At 67.0% G+C, this 19293-nt stretch carries 16 protein-coding genes; 5 read left to right on the top strand and 11 right to left on the bottom strand.

The window, feature by feature from the left end:
- Positions 1 to 120: 120 nt before the first annotated feature.
- The gene (locus ACIGJB_RS28575; RefSeq protein ID WP_483733302.1) at positions 121 to 780 is read right to left on the bottom strand and encodes an OmpW/AlkL family protein; all 660 of its coding nucleotides are present in this window, start codon (positions 778 to 780) and stop codon (positions 121 to 123) included.
- Positions 781 to 1396: 616 nt separating this feature from the next.
- On the opposite strand from ACIGJB_RS28575, the gene ACIGJB_RS28570 reads away from it, so the two are divergent.
- Entirely contained in the window at positions 1397 to 2740 is a 1344-nt protein-coding gene (locus ACIGJB_RS28570; protein WP_483733301.1) for a hypothetical protein, read from the top strand.
- Between the two features lie 403 nt (positions 2741 to 3143).
- Here ACIGJB_RS28570 and ACIGJB_RS28565 read toward each other — a convergent pair whose 3' ends face one another.
- The 4 genes from ACIGJB_RS28565 to ACIGJB_RS28550 form a co-directional block, all read right to left on the bottom strand.
- Entirely contained in the window at positions 3144 to 3458 is a 315-nt protein-coding gene (locus ACIGJB_RS28565) for a DUF6587 family protein (RefSeq protein WP_483733300.1), read from the bottom strand.
- Between the two features lie 4 nt (positions 3459 to 3462).
- Entirely contained in the window at positions 3463 to 5328 is a 1866-nt protein-coding gene (gene feoB, locus ACIGJB_RS28560) for a ferrous iron transport protein B (RefSeq protein WP_483733299.1), read from the bottom strand.
- A 14-nt stretch (positions 5329 to 5342) separates the two neighbouring features.
- Positions 5343 to 5657, bottom strand: coding sequence for a FeoA family protein (locus ACIGJB_RS28555; RefSeq protein ID WP_483734688.1), 315 nt, complete (start codon positions 5655 to 5657; stop codon positions 5343 to 5345).
- Between the two features lie 419 nt (positions 5658 to 6076).
- Positions 6077 to 6970 (bottom strand): LysR family transcriptional regulator, encoded by an 894-nt coding sequence (locus ACIGJB_RS28550; protein ID WP_483733298.1) that lies wholly within the window; start codon positions 6968 to 6970, stop codon positions 6077 to 6079.
- Between the two features lie 142 nt (positions 6971 to 7112).
- On the opposite strand from ACIGJB_RS28550, the gene ACIGJB_RS28545 reads away from it, so the two are divergent.
- From ACIGJB_RS28545 to ACIGJB_RS28535, 3 genes are all read left to right on the top strand, one after another.
- The gene (locus ACIGJB_RS28545; RefSeq protein ID WP_483733297.1) at positions 7113 to 8927 is read left to right on the top strand and encodes an acyl-CoA dehydrogenase family protein; all 1815 of its coding nucleotides are present in this window, start codon (positions 7113 to 7115) and stop codon (positions 8925 to 8927) included.
- 118 nt (positions 8928 to 9045) lie between these two features.
- On the top strand, positions 9046 to 10026 hold the full coding sequence (locus tag ACIGJB_RS28540) for a Bug family tripartite tricarboxylate transporter substrate binding protein (RefSeq protein ID WP_483733296.1): 981 nt from the start codon (positions 9046 to 9048) through the stop codon (positions 10024 to 10026).
- A 14-nt stretch (positions 10027 to 10040) separates the two neighbouring features.
- Positions 10041 to 11186: a CaiB/BaiF CoA transferase family protein gene (locus ACIGJB_RS28535; RefSeq protein ID WP_483733295.1), complete on the top strand. Its 1146-nt coding sequence runs from the start codon at positions 10041 to 10043 to the stop codon at positions 11184 to 11186.
- Positions 11187 to 11500: 314 nt separating this feature from the next.
- On the opposite strand, the gene ACIGJB_RS28530 is transcribed toward ACIGJB_RS28535, so the two are convergent.
- The 5 genes from ACIGJB_RS28530 to ACIGJB_RS28510 form a co-directional block, all read right to left on the bottom strand.
- Positions 11501 to 12271, bottom strand: coding sequence for an SDR family NAD(P)-dependent oxidoreductase (locus ACIGJB_RS28530; RefSeq protein ID WP_483733294.1), 771 nt, complete (start codon positions 12269 to 12271; stop codon positions 11501 to 11503).
- Between the two features lie 125 nt (positions 12272 to 12396).
- Positions 12397 to 14130: a lactate permease LctP family transporter gene (locus ACIGJB_RS28525; RefSeq protein ID WP_483733293.1), complete on the bottom strand. Its 1734-nt coding sequence runs from the start codon at positions 14128 to 14130 to the stop codon at positions 12397 to 12399.
- A 243-nt stretch (positions 14131 to 14373) separates the two neighbouring features.
- Positions 14374 to 15819: a LutB/LldF family L-lactate oxidation iron-sulfur protein gene (locus ACIGJB_RS28520; RefSeq protein ID WP_483733292.1), complete on the bottom strand. Its 1446-nt coding sequence runs from the start codon at positions 15817 to 15819 to the stop codon at positions 14374 to 14376.
- Entirely contained in the window at positions 15816 to 16523 is a 708-nt protein-coding gene (locus ACIGJB_RS28515) for a LutC/YkgG family protein (RefSeq protein WP_483733291.1), read from the bottom strand. Before ACIGJB_RS28515 ends, ACIGJB_RS28520 begins: the two co-directional genes overlap by 4 nt.
- Positions 16520 to 17296: a (Fe-S)-binding protein gene (locus ACIGJB_RS28510; protein ID WP_483733290.1), complete on the bottom strand. Its 777-nt coding sequence runs from the start codon at positions 17294 to 17296 to the stop codon at positions 16520 to 16522. The genes ACIGJB_RS28515 and ACIGJB_RS28510 overlap by 4 nt, the downstream gene beginning before the upstream one ends.
- Before the next feature lie 144 nt (positions 17297 to 17440).
- On the opposite strand from ACIGJB_RS28510, the gene ACIGJB_RS28505 reads away from it, so the two are divergent.
- Entirely contained in the window at positions 17441 to 18178 is a 738-nt protein-coding gene (locus ACIGJB_RS28505) for a FadR/GntR family transcriptional regulator (protein ID WP_483733289.1), read from the top strand.
- Positions 18179 to 18224: 46 nt separating this feature from the next.
- On the opposite strand, the gene ACIGJB_RS28500 is transcribed toward ACIGJB_RS28505, so the two are convergent.
- Positions 18225 to 19259 carry an AI-2E family transporter gene (locus tag ACIGJB_RS28500; RefSeq protein ID WP_483733288.1) on the bottom strand — a complete coding sequence of 345 codons (1035 nt, stop codon included), beginning with the start codon at positions 19257 to 19259 and terminating at the stop codon, positions 18225 to 18227.
- Positions 19260 to 19293 lie beyond the last annotated feature (34 nt).

Raw genomic sequence — 19293 nt, 5'->3', positions numbered from 1 at the left:
GGCTACGCCGGCGAAACAGCAGCGCCTGTCAAGCACGACGTCCCCGCAATTCGCCGAAGAACCAAAAAAAAAAGCCAGCGCCTGAAGCGCTGGCCTTTTTTCCTTGGGGCAAACCCCGGATCAGAACCGGTAACCCACACCCATGCTGAACAGCCACGGATCCAGGTTGACCTTGGAGACATTGACGCCGCCGGCCTTCACGTTGCTGGCCAGCCAGACCTTCTTGACGTCGGCATTCAGGAACCAGTTCTTGGTCAGCTTGTAGTCCATGCCGATCTGCAGGGCCGGTGCCACGCTCCAGTTGTCCAGCTGCAGCGTATTGTTGGCGATGTCGGTGCCCCAGATGCGCGTGAAGTTCAGGCCCGCGCCGACGTACGGACGGAAGGTGCCTTCCGGCAGGAAGTGGTACTGCACCAGCAGCGTGGGCGGCAGGTGCTTGAAGGTGCCGATCTTGTTGCCATTCAGGTAGACGTCCTGCTTCTGCGGCACGGTCAGCACCAGTTCAGCGGCGATGTTGCGTGTGAAGAAGTAGGTGACGTCGAGTTCGGGGATCCACTTGTTGTTGACCGTGATCGCGTCCGACGGTACGCCCAGTGCCGGAATGGCATCCGACTTGTCGGCCATGTCCAGGTAAGTCGCGCGCAGGCGAACCATCCAGTTGCCCTGGGTTTCGCCATCGGCGGCGAAGGCGGGCGCGGAAACGGCGCCGAACATGGCAAGTGCGGCGATGGCGGTGCTGGTGGTGCGAGCGACCCGGGTCCGGAGAGAGATCTTGTTCATGGCTTTTTGCTTTGGTCTGGTAAGAAATCGGGAGCCAGTTTGGCCGAGCAGCCGGGACAGGACATTGACCGAAGACAAGGGAGACCCTATCGGAAGTAGGGTCGTAGCGATGGCGCCACAGCGCGGCCCCGCGGCACACAGCACGGCTTCTAAATACATGCGGATTTATTCGTGGCGCGGCCGCGGGGCTCGCCTTAACCTTTGCGTCATGGCCGCAGTCGCGGCCGGTTCCAGGCATGTCGTGGGCGTCCGCAAGGACGTCTTTCCGGGTGTGTCCCGTGGGGGCGGGGCACACCGGTTTTCTTTGCCTGTCCTGCGCTGCCGCACCTTCCTTCCGATCTGTTCCCAACCGATTGTCACGATCGAGACCGCGCGTCACGGATCGTCGCAGTGCGTCGCATGCGGGAATGTCCTCTGAGCCAAAGGGATGGGATGTCTGTCCCGCGCGTAGCCATCCATCGCACCGTGCGCGTCGCGGCTAGCGCGGGCTCGGCGAAAGGATTAGGCCTTGTCGATTATGTACGCCGGCGCTCAATCGTCTGGCCGGTACAGCGGCGCAGCCATTGCGCCTAGTCTGGTAGCGCGGGAAAAAGCAAACGGCAAACGGGGAGGAATCATGACGGCAAGGACCTGGCTTGGCGGGCTCGTGTGCGCGGCGGCGACACTTCTCGTCGCGGCGTGCGGGGGCGGAGGCGGAAGCTCGGGCAGCAGCACCACGCCCACGGCGACGCCCGCCGTCAGCTATACGGCAAAACTGAACGTGACCTCGGCCGAAGTCGGCGTCGGCCGCACGCTGACCCTCAGCGCGGTGGCCGTCGACAACAGCGGCAACGACGTGACCGCGTCCACCAGCTTCGCCTGGACCTCGGCCGACAACGCCGTGGCCTCGGTCGTGGGCAGCACGGCTACGGTCGGCGGCGCGGTGGTGACCGGCGTCAATCCCGGTACGACCACCGTGCAGGTAGTGGCCACGGTCAAGGCCGCCGACAACTCCACCGTGCAACTGCCGGCGCAGTCGGCGACCATCACCGTGGTGCCGGCCTCGGCCACGACCTATAGCCTGTCGGTCCCGAATACCTCATTGTCGATGACCGATGGGCAGACGCTGCCGGTCAAGGTATCGCTGGTCGACAACAACGGCAACGACGTGTCGGCGAACGGAAGCGGCTGGGCGTGGACCAGCAGCGGCACCGCGGTACAGGTCACGCCGGCGCTGAACAGTGCAACGCTGAAGGCCAGCAACAGTTCCACCACCGCTGCCGCCACGGCCAACGTGTCGGTGTCGGTGACGGCGCCGGATGGCCGCCCGCTCGGCGGCGTGATCTTCGTCACGGTGCAGAAGAATGGCACGGCGACGTACCGCGTGGTCACTACGCACAACGGCGACCCGGTCAATGCGCTGCAGGTGCTCAGCACCTATCCGGCCAGCTTCACCGCCCGCGTGCTGCGCAACGACGACCAGGATGTGACCGCGGACTTCGACGGGGCCTGGACCTATGTGCCGACATCGTCGAGCCTGTCCGCCGCGGAAGCCGCGGGTACGCATGACGTGACGGTCAGCACCAGCCTGGCCAAGGGCGCCGGTCCGGTGCAGGGCACGCTCACGGTCACCGCGGTCAGCACCAAGCTGGCGGCGAAGCCAACGGCTAGCCTTAGCGTTGTGGAGAACCCCGAGTGGGCGCTGATGCCTGACGTCCAGCAACCGCTGACGCTGACGATGATCGGCATCCCCATCCCGGTCACCGTGGGCCTGAAGAACTTCGGCAATGACCAGCCTTCGACGGCCTGCACGGGCTGGACCTGGGTCGCCAACGGACCGGTCACGCTGTCGCCGGGTAGCGGTGATAACCAGCGCAACGTGTCACCGACGGCCACCGGCGACTTCACGCTGACCGTCAGCTGCACCAACGTTGCGGACGGCAAGCTCATGACGGTGAAGCTGGTCGGTACCGTCAAGTAGCCCTCAACGCGGGCGTGTTGTCCCGCGGTCCCGAGCGCCCTCCGCAGGAGGGCGTTCTGCTTTTCCGGCCCGGCTATTCGATGCGCAGGGTGGTCGAGCGTACCCGTTTCTGCGTGCTCGCGAGACTATCATCGCGGCGCATTTCCAATGGCATCGCGCGTGCGCTTTTGCGTGCTTGCGGAACAGAAGATCGAGCGAAGTTGCCCTGCGCGGCGCCGCAAGCGTACCCGTTTCTGCGTGCATGGGCGCAAAGGATCCATCGCCTCGACAGGCGTGCGATATGGGCCCCATAGGGCATGTCACGAAAGGCGGGAGAGTGGTCGCGAAGGCGGCAAAAGGGTGCGAGCGTACCCGTTTCTGCGTAGCGATCCGAAGGAGAGAAACGCGCGCCAGAGCGCCCGAATCAGCGCTTGCGTACCAGCTGAATGACTTGTTCGGCGGGTTTGTCCGGCATGCCCCGGGGGCTCGCGGAATTGGAGGCGCAGGTGTTGCAGCCGCCGTCGTCGCAGCCGCTGGCGCAGCCGGCCGCGGCCTGCGGGGCCAGCCGGCGCACCAGCCGTGCGCGCCAGCCGGTGGCCGCCGGGCCGCCGAGGCGCGCGGCCAGTCCGGCCTTCAGGCGTTCGCGCGTGCGCGGCGCGTAGCGGGCCGCCACTGACACCGCGCAGGCCAGCACGATCAGCGGGACCAGCAGGGATTCGACGGCGTGGTAGAGGCTCATGGCGTCAGCTGAACAGCAGGGCGACGCGGTAGGTGATGAACGCGGCCAGGTAGCCCAGGCCGGCCAGGTAGGCGGCCGACGCCGCCATCACCTTCCACGAGTTGGTCTCGCGGCGGATCACCGCCAGCGTGGAGATGCACTGCGGCGCGAACACGTACCAGGCCAGCAGGGCAAGCGCGGTGGCCAGCGACCACTGCTGCGCGATCATCGGGGCCAGCTGCGCCGTCACGGCGTCATCGCTGCCGGACAGCGCGTAGACCGTTGCCAGCGCGCCCACGGCCACCTCGCGCGCCGCCAGCCCCGGCACCAGCGCAATGCAGATCTGCCAGTTGAAGCCCACCGGCGCGAATACATGCTCGAGCGCCTTGCCGATCATGCCCGCGAAGCTGTAGTCGATGGCCGGCCCCGTCGCGCCCGCCGGCGGTGCCGGGAACGTGGCCAGGAACCACAGCAGCACGGTCAGCGCCAGGATCACCTTGCCGACGCGCGCCAGGAAGATACGGGCACGCTCCCACAGCCCCAGCGCCACGTCGCGCGGGTTCGGAATGCGGTACGACGGCAGTTCCATCAGCAGCGGATGGTCGGTGCGGTCGCGGCGGAAATACTTGAGCGCGTAGGCCACCGCCAGCGCGCTGACGATGCCCGCCACGTACAGCGCGAACAGCACCAGCCCCTGCAGGTTGAACAGCCCCATCACCGTGCGTTGCGGGATGAATGCGCCGATCAGCAGCGCATAGACGGGCAAGCGCGCCGAGCACGTCATCAGCGGCGCCACCAGGATGGTGGTGAGCCGGTCGCGCGGGTCCTGGATGGTCCGCGTGGCCATGATGCCGGGGATCGCGCAAGCGAAGCTCGACAACAGCGGAATGAAGGAGCGGCCCGACAGCCCGGCGCCCATCATCAGCCGGTCCAGCAGGAAGGCCGCGCGCGGCAGGTAGCCGGACTCTTCGAGCGTCAGGATGAACAGGAACAGGATCAGGATCTGCGGCAGGAACACGATCACACTGCCCAGGCCAGCGATCAGGCCGTCCACCAGCAGGCTTTTGAGCATGCCGTCGGGCAGTTGTGCGCCGATCATCTCGCCGATCCAGTGCACCCCGCCTTCGAGGCCGTCCATCAGCGGCGCGGCCCACGAGAACACGGCCTGGAACATCAGGAACAGCAGCACGGCCAGCAGCAGCAGGCCCAGCACCGGATGCAGCACGATGCGGTCAAGCTGGTCGTCCAGCGCGGCGGTGCGCGCGGGCATCGACACCGCGGCCTGCAGCAGCCGGTTGACCTCGGCATGCACGTCGAGGTCATCGGCCGGCGGCAGCGCCGGCGGCGCGGGCGGCAGCGTGCCATCGAGCACGCCGAGCAGCGCCGCGGCGCCTTCGCGCTTGATCGCCACGGTCTCCACGACGGGTACGCCGAGCGTGGCCGCGAGCTTGTCGCGGTCGATATGGATGCCGCGCCGCGCCGCCGCATCGCTCATATTGAGCACCACCACCATGGGCAGGCCCAGCCGGCGCAGCTCCAGCACGAAGCGCAGGTGCAGGCGCAGGTTGGTGGCGTCGACGACCGAGACCAGCAGGTCGGGCTTCGGCTCGCCCGGGCGCTTGCCCATGCAGATGTCGCGTGTGATGGCCTCGTCGAGGCTGGCCGCGTGCAGGCTGTACGCGCCCGGCAGGTCCAGGATGCGGATCTGCCTGCCAGCCGGCGAAACGAAGAAGCCTTCCTTGCGTTCCACCGTCACGCCGGCATAGTTCGCCACCTTCTGGCGGCTGCCGGTCAGGCGGTTGAACAACGCGGTCTTGCCGCAGTTGGGATTGCCCACCAGTGCAATGCGCAATGCAGAAGGCAAGCCGGAAGAAGAGGGAGCTGCAGACATAGTCGGGAAGAAGCTCAGGCGGAGCGTTGAGCCGCCTTGGTATCAGGCTGGCCGGCGGCCTCGCTGGCCGCAGCAATGCTGGTAACGGTGGCGCTGACGACTTCGACGCCGATGCGTGCGGCCTCGGAACGGCGCAGCGCGAAGCGCGTGAAGCCGACCTGCGCCACGAGTGGATCCATGCCGAAAGGGCCGAATGCGATCACTTGCACCACCTCGCCAGGGACAAAGCCGAGTTCGCGCAGGCGGCGCGCCACCGGGTCACCGGGCGTGGCGTCGGCCACCGATTGCACTACGGCGGGCGTGCGCCGTGGAAGTTCAGACAACTGCATCATGCTTCCAGTCCGAAGGCGCGGCCGACCGCCGCGCGGACGGCGCGATCCCGCCAGGGTACGTAAATGAAAATCGTTTTCATTGTATCTCAATTGGAGCATCATGTCGGCGCAAGGCGCGACAGGCAAGGCGAGTGGATAGCACAGAATGCCGCGTAGTGGCAAAGGGTGGGACTGAAATCGACACGGCGGGAGGCTTCCGCGCGGCGCGCGGGCGGGGGAATGGGGCGCCCGAGAAATCACGGGGCTCTGGCGTCATGTTCCGAACGGCGGAGGCGGCTTCGATTACTACATTTGTGTTATTGGTGCGACAAAGTCCGGCATGTAAGCTGCAATCACGCTGAACACCCCGTTCCACGCGTACTTCACAGCCACCTGTCTCTGGACCGGTGGCTTTTTCTTTGTGGATTCGGATCCGTTCAGGTCAGCCCGGCCGTGGCCGTCCGCACCATCGCCACGAAATGATCCCGGGCCGGATGGTCAGGCGCAGCCTTCCATGCGCAGTAGACCTCCGACGGCACCCCCGCCGCATCCGCGAGCGGCCGGAACGCTGCCCCGGCCATGCCGGATCTTGCCAGGGCGGCCGGCACGACGGCCACGCCCATCCCCTGCGACACCAGCGACACCACCGACAGCCAGTGGCGCACCTCGTGCCGGATCTGCGGATAGAAGCCGCATGCCGCGCACATTTCGAAGATCCGGCTGTAATAGTCGGGCGAAGCCTTGCGCGAGAACAGCACGAAGGGTTCTGCGCGCAGGTCGGCCAGTGCCACGTCGGCCTGCGCCGCCAGCGCATGGTCCTGCGGCAGGCAGCAGACAAAGGGCTCGCGGTGGACCAGCACCGCGCTCAACTCGTCCGGCAGGCGCCCCGTGTGGACGAAGCCGGCGTCGAGTTCGTTGTGCAGCAGGGCGTCGATCTGTTCCTGCGAGTTGAGCTCGGTCAGCGCCACCTGGATGCCCGGGAAGCTCGCCTGGAAGTCGCGCAGGTACTGCGGCAGGCCCCGGTACAGCATCGACCCGACAAAGCCCACGCGCAGCCGCCCGACCGCGCCAGCCTCGATGTCGCGCGCCAGCACGCGGGCCGCTTCGGCCTGCGCCAGCAGTGCGGTGGCCGATTCGCGGAAGGCCCGCCCGGCCGCCGTCAGCCGCACGCCCCGGCTGTCGCGCTCGAACAGCTTTGCGCCGACCGAGGCCTCCAGCTGCTGGATATTGAGCGACAGCGGCGGCTGCGAGATGGACAGGCGCTTCGCCGCGCGGCCGAAGTGCAGCTCCTCGGCGAGGACCAGGAAGTAGCGCAGGTGTCGGAATTCCATGGCGATATAAAAAACATATTGATCGAGCCAATTTTAGAATTAGACGCGAATCCATGGGAATCCAATAATGGGTGCACACAGGTCCGCGCGCCGGCAAGCCAGCAGGGCGGAAGGCGGGCCAGGCCAATCCCAGGAGACCTTCATGACCAGTGCTGTGCGCTATACCGCACCCCCGGCCGCACCCCAAGCCCACGCCCAATCGGTGGCCCCGCAGGCCGAACACCCGGTGCCCGACCGCCAGGGCGGCAGTCTCTATACCGCCGACCCGGAACTGCGCGCGCTGCTGCCGCTGTACCTGCCGGCGGACCTGCTGAACGTGCTGCAGCCCCACCTGGAGCGCATGGGCGAACTGGCCGGTGGAGTGCTGGACGAGCTGGCCATGCTCGCCGACCAGAACCCGCCCACGCTAACGCACCGCACCCGCAGCGGCATCGACCAGCAGCTGGTGCACAAGCATCCCGCCTACGTGGAACTGGAGCGCGTGGCGTTCTCCGAGTTCGGCCTGGCCGCGGTGTCGCATCGCGCCGGTGTGTTCGGCTGGGACAAGCCGATGCCGCCGGCGGCTAAGTACGCACTCACGTATATGCTGGTACAGGCCGAGTTCGGCCTGTGCTGCCCGCTGTCGATGACGGACTCGCTCACGCGCACGCTGCGCAAGTTCGGCGATCCGGCGCTGGTCGAGCGCTTTATGCCCAACCTGACCACGCAGGTGTTTGAAGACCTGTTCCAGGGCGCGATGTTCATGACCGAGCAAGGCGCCGGCTCCGACGTGGCCGCCACCGCCACGCGAGCCGTGCGCGACCCGGAGGCCGAAGGCGGCTGGCGCCTGATTGGCGACAAGTGGTTCTGCTCCAACCCCGACGCCGGGCTGGCCATGGTGCTGGCGCGTGTCGAGGACGAGGCCGGCAACGCCGTGCCCGGCCACAAGGGCGTGTCGCTGTTCCTGCTGCCGCGCAAGCTGGCCGATGGCAGCGACAACCGCTACCGCATCATCCGCCTCAAGGACAAGCTCGGCACGCGCTCGATGGCCAGCGGCGAGATCCGCCTGGAAGGCGCCAGCGCGTACCTGGTCGGCGAACTGGGCCGCGGCTTCGTGCAGATGGCGGACATGATCAACAACTCGCGCCTGTCCAACGGCGTGCGCGCCGCCGGCCTGATGCGCCGCGCGCTGACCGAGGGCCTGTTTATCGCCCGCGAGCGCAAGGCCTTCGGCAAGCGCCTGGAAGACATGCCGCTGATGCGCCGCCAGCTGCTCAAGCTGACGCTGCCGACCGAGCAGGCGCGCACCATGGTGTTCCAGACCGCCGAAGCGCTGCGCCGCGCCGATGCCGGCGAAGCGGACGCTTACCCGCTCATGCGCATCCTGACGCCGCTGACCAAGTTCCGCGCCTGCCGTGACGCCCGCAAGGTGACCGGCGATGCCATGGAGATCCGCGGCGGCTGCGGCTATATCGAGGAATGGAGCGACCCGCGCCTGGTGCGCGACGCCCACCTCGGCTCGATCTGGGAAGGCACCAGCAATATCGTCGCGCTGGACGTCCTGCGCGCTATCCGCCGCGAAGGCTCCTTGCCGGCGCTGCGTGCGCACCTGGCCGGCCTGCTGGCCGACACGCCGCTGCATGCCACCGCCCGCGCCACCTTTGAATCCGCCATCGAGCGCGCCGCCGCCTTTGCCGCGAGCGCGGCCGAAGCCGGCGCCGAGGGCGACCTGCTGGCCCGCCAGGCGGCCTCCGCCCTCTATCACGTGACCACGGCCGTAGCGATGGCCTGGGAAGCCGGCCAGATCGGTTCGGTGCGCCGCATGCGGCTGGCGCAACTGGTGCTGCGCCACCGCGTGCTGCCGCAAGACCCGCTGTCCGCGCAGGCCGAGCCGGAATGGCTGGCCGAAACCGTCGCGCCGCCGGTTGATGGCGTCGTGCGCGCCGCCGGCGCGGTGGACGAGGTCAACGTGTTCTGACCATTTTCTGAATTTCCGAAGTACCCAGCCCCCGGCGGCACCGCAAAACGGTGCCGTCCATCGCATCGCCCGACATCCCCGAGGGCAATGCGAGACGACCCATACCAGGAGACAAGCCATGCAACTCTGGCACCGTATCGCGGCCATCGCCGCCTGCACGCTCTGCGTCAGCGCCACCCCCGCCTTCGCGCAGAAGGACTACCCTTCCAAGCCGATCATGATGGTCGTGACCTACCCGCCGGGCGGTCCCACCGATGCCATGGCGCGCACGCTGGCCGCGGCCCTCAAGACCAGCCTGGGCCAGACCGTGGTGGTCGAGAACCGCGCGGGCGCCGGCGGCAATATCGGCGCCGAAGCCGTGGCGCGCGCCGAGCCCGACGGCTACACGCTGATGTTCGGCACCTCGGCGCCGCTGGCCATCAACGTGAGCCTCTATCGCAAGATCAACTACGACCCGGTCAAGAGCTTCGCGCCCGTGATCCAGATCGGCCAGCTGCCGAACGTGCTGGTGGTCAACCCGAGCGTGCCGGCCAAGAACGTCAGCGAGCTGATTGCCTATGGCAAGGCGCATCCGGGCAAGCTCAGCTATGCCTCGTCGGGCAACGGTGCGTCGTCGCACCTGGCCGGCGTGCTGTTCAACAACCTGGCCGGCACCGACTTCCAGCACGTGCCCTACAAGGGCACCGGCCCTGCGCTCAATGACCTCCTGGGCGGCCAGGTCAGCATGACCTTCACCGACGTGCTGACCGCGCTGCCGTTCATCAAGAGCGGCAAGGTGCGCGCGCTGGGCGTGACCACCAAGGCGCGCTCGCAGGCGCTGCCTGACGTGCCGACGGTCGCCGAGCAGGGCGTGGCCGGTTTCGACGTATCCGTGTTCTTCGGCGTCGTCGCCCCGGCCGGCACGCCCGCGCCGGTGATCGCCAAGCTGAACCACGCTTTCGCCGAGGCGCTGCAGAAGCCCGAGGTACGCAAGACGCTGCTGGCGCAAGGCCTGGAGTTCGCACCGTCCACCACGCCCGAGCAGCTCGGCAGTTTCGTCAAGTCCGAGGTCAGCAAGTGGCACACGGTCGTGCAGAAGTCCGGCGCGCAACTCGACTGACCGGGAGCGATGTCATGACGCAATCCAAGACGGGCGCGCTGGCCGGCATCCGCGTGGTGGACCTGTCGCGCATCCTGGGCGGCCCGTATTGCGGGCAGATCCTCGGTGACCACGGCGCCGACGTGCTGAAGATCGAACCGCCGCAGGGCGACGACACGCGTACCTGGGGCCCCCCGTTCAAGGACGGCGTGGCGTCGTACTACTTCGGCCTGAACCGCAACAAGCGCGTGATGAAGCTGGATCTCACGGCCGATACGGACCGCAGCGTGCTGCTCGCGCTGCTCGAAGACGCGGACGTGCTGGTGGAAAACTTCAAGACCGGCACCATGGAGAAATGGGGGCTTGGCTTTGACACGTTGTCGGCGCGCTTCCCGCGGCTCGTGCATTGCCGGGTCTCGGGCTTTGGCGCGGATGGTCCGCTCGGGGGTCTCCCTGGCTATGACGCCGCGGTGCAGGCCATGGCTGGCCTCATGAGCATCAACGGCGAGGCCGATGGCGATGCCTTGCGCGTCGGGCTGCCGGTGGTCGACATGGTGACGGGCATGAATGCCGCGCTAGGCGTGCTGCTGGCGCTGCAGGAACGCGAGCGCAGCGGGCGCGGGCAGTTCGTCGAAGCGGCGCTGTATGACTCTGGCCTGTCGCTGCTGCATCCGCATGCGGCGAACTGGTTCATGAATGGCAAGACGCCGGTGCGGACCGGCAATGCTCATCCGAATATCTATCCGTATGACACGGTCGCCACGGGCACGGATCCGATCTTCCTCGCCGTGGGCAATGACCGGCAGTTCCGCATCCTGTGCGAGTTCCTGCAAGTGCCTGCGTTGGCGGATGACGAGCGCTATGCCACGGCCGGTGCGCGTTCGGTGAATCGCGTCGCCCTGAAGGCCGAGCTGGAAGCGCAGATGCGCGAGAGGGACGGCAAGGTGCTGGCCGATACCCTTGTCGCTGCCGGCGTGCCGTGCGCGCCGGTGTTGTCGGTGCCGGATGCCTTGCAGCATCCGCATACCGTGCATCGCGAGATGGTGGTGGAGATGGAAGGCGGCTATCGCGGCTTGGGAGCGCCCGTGAAGCTGAGCCGGACACCTGCGACGTATCGGTTTGCGCCGCTGACGGAAGGGGATCGATTCTTGGACAGCGAGAAGAGCCCCGATAGTGTTTGACCCTGTCGGGCCAGCCGCCAAAGCGATGTGACGCGGGTTCCCATCTCACAATAGTTTACCGCTCACATATGAGGTTTAAAGTGGGAATTTCGCTCATATGTGAGCGCTAAAAAGGATGCGCTGCTTCCGGCGCCGGTGGCGCGCGCGCCTTGGTGGAAGACTTCGCGCCTGCCTTCGAAAACAAGCAGATGCGCATCGCCAGGACACTCTTGAAGTAGCAAATAGCAGCGATCCGGTCGGCTCGCCGCCACAGCTGTCATGGCATTTTTCGCCACGCGAGTTGTCATTGGCGACCTGGCTCGCGCGATAGCCTCTCAGAACAACGTATACCCGCCGTCGATGACGAACGTATCCCCTGTGTGATACCCCGACGCTGAACTCATCAAATACACCGCAATCCCCGCGAAGTCAGAGCCCTCGCCCCAGCGCCGCATCGGCACGCGTTTGCCGACCATTTCCTGGAACGTCGCATTGGCCTGCGCATTGCTGGTCATTTCAGTCTTGATCCATCCCGGCAGCACGGAATGCGCCCGAATGCCATGCCGCGCGTATTCCACCGAAAGCCCGCGCATCATGGAAATCAGCCCGCCCTTGGTCGCCGCGTAGTGTTCGTTGCGCGCCGCGCCCTCGATGGCAGCAACAGAGGCCGTGCCAACCAGCACGCCCCCATTCCCCTGCGCGAGCAACTGCCGCGCCGCCGCGCGCAGCGTAAAAAACGCGCCGTCAAGGTTGACCCGCAACACGCGATGCCAGTCTTCCGTACCCATTTCTTCGAAGCGTGTGCCACGCGCTGAAACGCCCGCATTGGCGAAACAGCCGTCGAGACGACCCAGCGCGGCCAGCGTGCCATCCATGGCCGCGGCGACGGAAGATTCGTTGCTGACATCGCAGAGTGCCGTATGGACCTTGCGCCCATACTGCGCCAGCCGCTCGGCAGCGGCGGCATTCTTCTGCGCGTTGGTGCCCCAGATCGCGACATCGGCACCTGCCTGGGCCAGGCCCTCGGCCATGCCGAGGCCGATGCCGCCATTGCCGCCGGTGACGAGCGCCACCTTGCCGGTAAGGTCAAATGGGGTGAAAGCCATGATCTGTCTCCTTTGAGGATAAGGCGCCCGCTCTTGGCGGCGGGCGGATCAGATCATGCTAAGAGGCGACGTTGCGGGCAGGCATCGTCGGATGCGACGAAACCCGCCTGTAGCCCCGGAGGAGCTTAACCCGGGATCATTCCGGGCAGCACATATGCCTGCACCACCGTGATGATGCCGATGATCACCGCGAACAGCAGGCTGTGCTTGACCGTGAAGCGGAACAGTTCCGACTCCTTGCCCACCAGCCCCGTCGCCGCGCACGCCACCGCGATCGATTGCGGCGAGATCATCTTGGCCGTCACGCCGCCCGTGGTGTTGGCGGCTACCAGCAGCGTGTCCGACACGCCGATCTGGTGCGCCGTGGTGTTCTGCAGCGAGCAGAACAACGCGTTCGACGACGTGTCCGAGCCCGTCAGGAACACGCCGAGCCAGCCCAGGAACGGCGAGAAGAACGGGAACGCTGCGCCGGTGCCCGCGAGCAGCAGCGCAAGCGTCGAGGACATGCCCGAGTAATTGGCCACGAACGCAAATGCCAGCACCAGGCCGATCGACAGGATCGGGCGGCCCAGTTCCACCACCGTTTCTCCGAAGGTCGACACCAGCTCGCGCGGCTTCATGCGCAGCAGCACGGCCGAGATCAGCGCGGTCAGCAGGATGGCGGTGCCCACGGCCGACAGCAGGTCGAGCTTGAGCACGGCTTCATACGGCTTGGGCGATGCCACGATCGGCGCGGCCTTGACCACCAGCTGGTCCAGCCCCGGTACCTTGAACTTCAGCACCGTGCCGGCCAGCGCGCCATTGCCGGCGAACAGCGCCTTGAACGGCTGCAGGCTCCACACCGTGACGATGGCCGTCAGGATGCCGAACGGCGCCCACGCGCGGATCGTCTGCGCAGCGGTGTACGGGGACTTGCGGTTGCCGCCGTTCTGCACGCCGTTGCTGAAGCCGCCGCCACCAAACGCCGACATCGCCATGGTGCCGCCGCGGATATTGCCACCCCCGTTGCCACCCGCATTGCCGCCCGCGCGCTGCGAAGCGCTGCGCGGCTTCCACACCTTCAGGAACGCCGCCAGCGATACCAGGCTCACCAGCGCCGAGGTAATGTCCGGCAGCTCGGGCCCGATATGGTTCGACGTGAAGTACTGCGTCACGGCAAAGCTGGCACCGGTCACCAGCGCGGCCGGCCACGTTTCGCGCACGCCCTTGGCGCCGTCCATCATGAACACCAGCCAGAACGGCACCATCAGCGACAGCAGCGGCAGCTGGCGGCCCGCCATCGCGCCGATGTGCATCGCGTCGATGCCCGTCACCTGCCCGGCCACGATGATGGGAATGCCCATTGCGCCGAAGGCCACCGGCGCGGTATTGGCGATCAGGCAGAGGCCCGCCGCATAGAGCGGATTGAAGCCAAGGCCCACCAGCAGCGCGGCGGTGATGGCCACCGGTGCGCCGAAGCCGGCCGCGCCTTCCAGGAACGCGCCGAAGGCAAAGCCGATCAGCAGCATCTGCAGGCGCTGGTCGTCGGTGATCGACAGCACGGACGCGCGGATCACGTCGAACTGTCCGGTCTTGACCACGATCTTGTAGAGGAACACCGCGGTCACGATGATCCACGCAATCGGCCACAGGCCGTAGGCAAAGCCGAAGCCCGCCGCCGCCAGCGCCTGCTGCGCCGGCATGCCATAGGCGATGATCGCCACGCCGAGCGAAAGCAGCAGCGTCACCGCCGCGGCCACATGGCCCTTCAGGCGAAACAGCGCCAGGGCCACGAAGAAGAACAGGATGGGAATGGCCGCCGCCAGGGAGGACAGCCATAGGCTGCCCAGCGGTGTATAGATTTGGGTCCAGGGTTGCATGCTCGGTCTCCTACTTCATTGGTGTTTCGGTCGATCTTTGTTGTTGTGGGCAAACGCGTGCGCGCCGACGCATCGCTGGTTTGCTCCGCTCTCCCGCTAGCGGGAGAGGGGCTGGGGGAGAGGGCAGGCCGTTGCTATGCGATAGCGCATCGCTTCGTGGACGCGCAGGCCCTCTCCCCAACCCTCTCCCGCAAGCGGGAGAGGGGGCACACAGTCGGCCTCGTTGCAGGCCTGCAGCAGTCCCTACTCCGGCTGCCCCTTGTCTTTCAGCAAATCCGACAGACTCCGCGCCGCAGGCGTCAGTGGCGTCCGGTGCTGCGTCCACCCCATCTGCTTCGCCGGCGTCAGCGCACGCAAGCGCGTAGCCGCCCAACGGAACATGCGATAAGCCTTCGGATGCGAGAACGCCCCGCTCCAGAAGCGCCAGATCAGGTGTTCGCCGCGGCTGAACTTGGCGCCCTGTCCACGCAGCGGATGCGCCACCTGTTCCTCGGGGTTGCGATTCGCTTCCGTGCGCAGGCGCACCAGCAGTTGCGGAATCGGGATGCGCACCGGGCAGACCTCTCCGCATGCGCCGCACAGGCTCGATGCCGTGGGCAGGTCCGCAGTCGCTTCCAGTCCCAGCAGATGCGGCGAGATGATCTTGCCGATCGGCCCCGGATACGTCGTGCCATACGCATGGCCGCCAATGCGCGTATAGACCGGGCAATGGTTCATGCAGGCGCCACAGCGAATGCACTGCAGCGTCGCGCGCAGCTGCTCGTCGGCATAGGCCTGCGTGCGCCCGTTGTCGAGCAGCACCAGGTGTACTTCGCGTGGGCCATCGCGCTCCCCTTCGCGGCGCGGGCCCGAGATCAGATTGAAGTAGGTCGTGATGGCCTGCCCCGTAGCCGAACGCGTCAGCAGGCTCGACAGCGGCACGATGTGTTCTAGCCGCGCCACCACCTTCTCCATGCCCATGATGGCGATATGCACGTCCGGCACCGTGGTCGACAGGCGCCCGTTGCCCTCGTTCTCCACCAGCCACAGCGTGCCCGTATCCGCCGCCGCGAAGTTCACGCCGGACAGGCCGATATCCGCCTCGACAAACGCCTGGCGCAAGGCACGGCGACCGGTCTGGATCAGCGCGTCCACGTCTTCCGTATAAGGCGTGTCGGGGATGTGCTGCTCGAACAGCGTGGCGATATCGCCCTTGGTCTTGTGGATCGCCGGCATGACGATGTGCGAGGGCTTTTCGCCGGCCAGCTGGACGATGTACTCGCCCATGTCCGACTCGATGCAGTCCACGCCGCGCTCGGCCAGGTAATGGTTCAGCTCGATTTCCTCGCTGGCCATCGACTTGCCCTTGATCACGCGCTTTGCCTGCTTCGCTTGGGCAATGCGATGGATGATCGCGTTGGCCTCGTCGGCGGTCTCGGCCCAGTGCACCTGCACGCCGGCAGCGGTCAGGTTGCTTTCAAGCTGCACCAGCAGGTCGGGCAAGTTGGCCAGCGCGTGCTGGCGGATCGCCTCGCCCAGGTCGCGCAGGTGCTCCAGCTCATCGGCATCCGGGAACTGCGCCAGGCGCTTACCCTGCAAAAAATCCATCGCGCCGCGAAAGCTCTTGCGCAGCTTGGGGTCGTCCAGCGCCTCGCGGGCGCGCGTCTTGAAGTCCTGTGACGGGACGAAGTGCAGCGTGCTTTCGCTCATGCCTGGCTCCCTGCGTCGATGTCATCGACGATGACGACCCACATCCGGCGCGGACCATGCGCGCCATAGGCCAGGGTTTGCTGGATATCGGACGTCTTGGACGGGCCCGACACCATGACGAGGTTCGTGGGCATGCCATCGCGCCAGCGTTCGGTGCGCGCGGCCGTGTGCAGGTCGGCATGCAGCGTGGAGGCATGCACCAGCGCCACATGCAGCGGCGGCACCAGCGACACCGTGCGCGGCGAGCCCGCATCGGGCGCCAGGATCAGCGTGCCGGTGGCGGCAATGCCGGAGCGCGCGACCGTGAAGCCGGCATCGACGCTGTCGAACAGCTCGGCTTTCCATTGCTCGATCGGGCGGTCATAGCCGATGGCTTCGACCTGCGGCGGCAAGGCTTGCTTCAGCGCTGCGCCGGCGGTTTGCGATGGGTCCAGCAGCAGGCGCCGCACACCGGCCTGCGCGAGCTTGTCCGCGAGCAGCGCGGGCCAGGCCGCAGCGGTCACGCACCAGACCTCGGCGTGCGAGGCTTCCAGTGCAGCCTGCATCGATGCAACGCGTGCCTCGAATCCATCTGCAATGGGTGCGCATGCGGCGTAGTGCGCGTCGATGCGGCCATCGATCTGCGCGGTGGTGGTGGCACTAGTTGCCGGCGCGGCGGCACGCAGCCGGCCCAGCATGCGTTCGCGTGCGGTGAGTGCGGTCATGCTGCCCCTCCGGTGCGGCGCCACAAGAAGCTGGCCAGGTGCTCGACCTCCAGCGGCGCGCCGTCATGCGTGGCGGTGTGGCCGATATTGAGCAGGCAGCCGCAATCGGCGGACACCAGCCGGTTGCAGCCCGTGGCGCAGGCGGAGGCGACCTTGTCGCGCACCATCGCGCCGGAGATATCCGGATGCTTGAGCGAGAACGTGCCGCCAAAGCCGCAGCACTCGGATTCGCGTTCATGTTCCACGCGCGTCACGCCGGGCAGGGCATCGACCACTGCCACGCCATGGGCGCGCGTACCCATTTCTCGACGGGCGCCGCACGAGGTATGCAGCACGATTCGCTCGGCCTGACCGCCCGGCAGCGCGTGGCCGAAGTCGACCTTGAGCACGTGCAGCAGGAATTCGGTGAGTTCGTAGATGCGCTCGGCCAGCGCGCGGGCCTTGGGCCCGGCGATGGGGTCATCGGCAAACAGCTGCGGCCAGTGGTGCCGCATCATGCCGGCGCAGGAGCCGGATGGGACGATGACCGGCCACGGCTCGCTGAACAGGTCCAGCTGCGCGCGCGCGACGTCGCGGGCCTGGTCGGGATTGCCGCTGCTGTAGGCCGGTTGCCCGCAGCAGCTCTGCGCGCGCGGAAAATGTACGGTCAGCCCTTCGCGCTCCAGCAGCCGCACGGCGTCGAGGCCGGCCTGTGGCACGAACAAGTCGACCAGGCAGGTCGCAAACAGGTAGACCTGCGTGGGGGCAGCGGTGGGGTATTGCCTGTCCTTCATGTCTCGCTCCATACGCGCTGGCATCGCACGTTCGGGGGCATAATTCCCGCTTCCGCGCTACAGTACAAATTGGTTGGACCACTTTGCGCCGGGATCACATCGGCCAGCGCGGGCGGTCGGGCAACGTCAGGAAGGGAAAGAGCGATGGCAACGGGGACGCACGGAGGCGGGCGCGGACGCGTCGAAGCGGTAATGCGGCGCATGGAGACGGCGTTGCTCGACGGCAGCTGGCCCGCGGGCGCACGGCTGCCGGCCGAGCGCGTACTGGCCGAGCAATACGACGTGGCGCGCAACACCGTGCGCGAGGCGATCCAGCGCCTGGCCGCGCGCGGGCTGCTGCAAAGCCGGCGCGGCGCGGGCGTCTACGTGACCGACCAGCTGCGCTCAGGCATCGCCTCGCCGTGGGGCCAGCTCGTGGCCGACCATCCGGCGCTGCGCGACGACATCCTGGAATTCCGCCGCGTGCTCGAAGGCGCCACCGCCTACTTCGCCGCGCTGCGCGGCGACGATGAAGACCGCGAACGCATCCGCGGCCTGATGGCGGAACTCGAACGCGCACGCCTGGTGGACGACAAGCAGGCCGAGGCGGACGCTGACACGCGTCTGCACGACGCCATTGCGCAGGCGTCGCACAACACCATGTTCCTGCACCTGCATACCAGCGTCATCAGCATGCTGCGCGAACACATCACCATCAGCGGCACCGGCCTGCGCGAAGAGGGCGAGGCCATGTCCGCGCTGCTGCTGCTGCAGCACCGCACGGTGTGCGATGCCATCTGCGCGCGCCGCCCGGAAGAGGCGCGCACCGCCATGCAGACGCATATCGATTTTGTGCGGACGTGGGTGGAAAGCGGAGGCGGGGCGGACAAGAGCGTGGACTAGTTTCAGTGCTACCACCGGGTGCGGGACCGCACGTCCCCGCCACGCCTCACACCAGCCCGGCAAGGGTCAGCTCGCGCTTCAGGTAGGCGTAGAAGATCGGCCCCGCAATCACGCCCGGAATGCCGTACAGCGTTTCCATGAGCAGCATCACGATCAGCAACTCCCACGCGGCCGCCTGGATGCGCGCGCCGATGATGCGCGCGTTCAGGAAATACTCGAGCTTGTGGATCACCACCAGGAAGAACAGCGACGCCACCGCGATCGGCAGCGATACCGACAGCGAAGCCACCACGATGGCCGTATTCGAAATCAGGTTGCCCAGCACCGGCAGCAGCCCGGCCACGAAGGTAATGACCACCAGCGTCTTCGACAACGGCAGGTGCACATCGAACAAATGCAGCACCACCAGCAGGTAGATGGCCGTCAGCAACGTATTGATGATCGAGATCTGGATCTGCGCGAAGATGAACTGCGCAAACGCCTGCTGCAGCGCCCGCGCGCGCGCGACCAGCGCCGTCGCCAGCGGCCGGCGGTTGGGGCGCGACACCGCGCGGTAGAGTGCCACCATGGCGCCGATGACCATGCCGATGATGATATGCAGCAGCGTGCGCAGGACCTCGGCCCCGAGCTTCTGCGCCATCTGCGCGTGTTCGCGCAGCCAGTGGATCATGGTGTTGGCGAGCTCCTCGACGGTGCTCGGCAGCGCGCCGCTGACCCAGTCGGGCAACTGGCCGCGCGACTGGTCGATGATGTCGGCGATGTGGTTCATCAGGGTGTCCAGCGTGCCTTCGCCGCTGACAAAGCGCACCAGAGCCCAGACCCCGAGCGACAGCGCCAGCAGGATCACGATGGACAGGATGGCCACCGCCAGCGCGTCGTGCCGCTGGTTCAGGCGCTTCAGGCGCGGGGCCAGCACGTCGACCAGCGAGTACAGCAGCAGGCCGGAAAGCAGGGCCGCGACGAGGTTGGCCTGGAGCACCGTCCACAGCGCCAGGGCGGTGAGCAGGTAAGACGCGCCGACCACGGTGAACCACGCCGCCGGAAGCAGGCGAGGGGTGGGCGGCGGGGGTTGGTGATCCATCTGACTCTCCGGCGTAGGGGTTGCCCCGGCGGCA

The sequence above is a fragment of the Cupriavidus sp. C2SS-8b genome, assembly GCF_057073745.1.
This window is presented reverse-complemented; position numbering and strand designations above follow the sequence as displayed.

Bases quoted from the DNA above. Each gene is read 5' to 3' on its own strand.
- ACIGJB_RS28575 (WP_483733302.1), bottom strand. From the start codon at position 780: ATGAACAAGATCTCTCTCCGGACCCGGGTCGCTCGCACCACCAGCACC.
- ACIGJB_RS28570 (WP_483733301.1), top strand. From the start codon at position 1,397: ATGACGGCAAGGACCTGGCTTGGCGGGCTCGTGTGCGCGGCGGCGACA.
- ACIGJB_RS28565 (WP_483733300.1), bottom strand. From the start codon at position 3,458: ATGAGCCTCTACCACGCCGTCGAATCCCTGCTGGTCCCGCTGATCGTG.
- feoB (WP_483733299.1), bottom strand. From the start codon at position 5,328: ATGTCTGCAGCTCCCTCTTCTTCCGGCTTGCCTTCTGCATTGCGCATT.
- ACIGJB_RS28555 (WP_483734688.1), bottom strand. From the start codon at position 5,657: ATGCAGTTGTCTGAACTTCCACGGCGCACGCCCGCCGTAGTGCAATCG.
- ACIGJB_RS28550 (WP_483733298.1), bottom strand. From the start codon at position 6,970: ATGGAATTCCGACACCTGCGCTACTTCCTGGTCCTCGCCGAGGAGCTG.
- ACIGJB_RS28545 (WP_483733297.1), top strand. From the start codon at position 7,113: ATGACCAGTGCTGTGCGCTATACCGCACCCCCGGCCGCACCCCAAGCC.
- ACIGJB_RS28540 (WP_483733296.1), top strand. From the start codon at position 9,046: ATGCAACTCTGGCACCGTATCGCGGCCATCGCCGCCTGCACGCTCTGC.
- ACIGJB_RS28535 (WP_483733295.1), top strand. From the start codon at position 10,041: ATGACGCAATCCAAGACGGGCGCGCTGGCCGGCATCCGCGTGGTGGAC.
- ACIGJB_RS28530 (WP_483733294.1), bottom strand. From the start codon at position 12,271: ATGGCTTTCACCCCATTTGACCTTACCGGCAAGGTGGCGCTCGTCACC.
- ACIGJB_RS28525 (WP_483733293.1), bottom strand. From the start codon at position 14,130: ATGCAACCCTGGACCCAAATCTATACACCGCTGGGCAGCCTATGGCTG.
- ACIGJB_RS28520 (WP_483733292.1), bottom strand. From the start codon at position 15,819: ATGAGCGAAAGCACGCTGCACTTCGTCCCGTCACAGGACTTCAAGACG.
- ACIGJB_RS28515 (WP_483733291.1), bottom strand. From the start codon at position 16,523: ATGACCGCACTCACCGCACGCGAACGCATGCTGGGCCGGCTGCGTGCC.
- ACIGJB_RS28510 (WP_483733290.1), bottom strand. From the start codon at position 17,296: ATGAAGGACAGGCAATACCCCACCGCTGCCCCCACGCAGGTCTACCTG.
- ACIGJB_RS28505 (WP_483733289.1), top strand. From the start codon at position 17,441: ATGGCAACGGGGACGCACGGAGGCGGGCGCGGACGCGTCGAAGCGGTA.
- ACIGJB_RS28500 (WP_483733288.1), bottom strand. From the start codon at position 19,259: ATGGATCACCAACCCCCGCCGCCCACCCCTCGCCTGCTTCCGGCGGCG.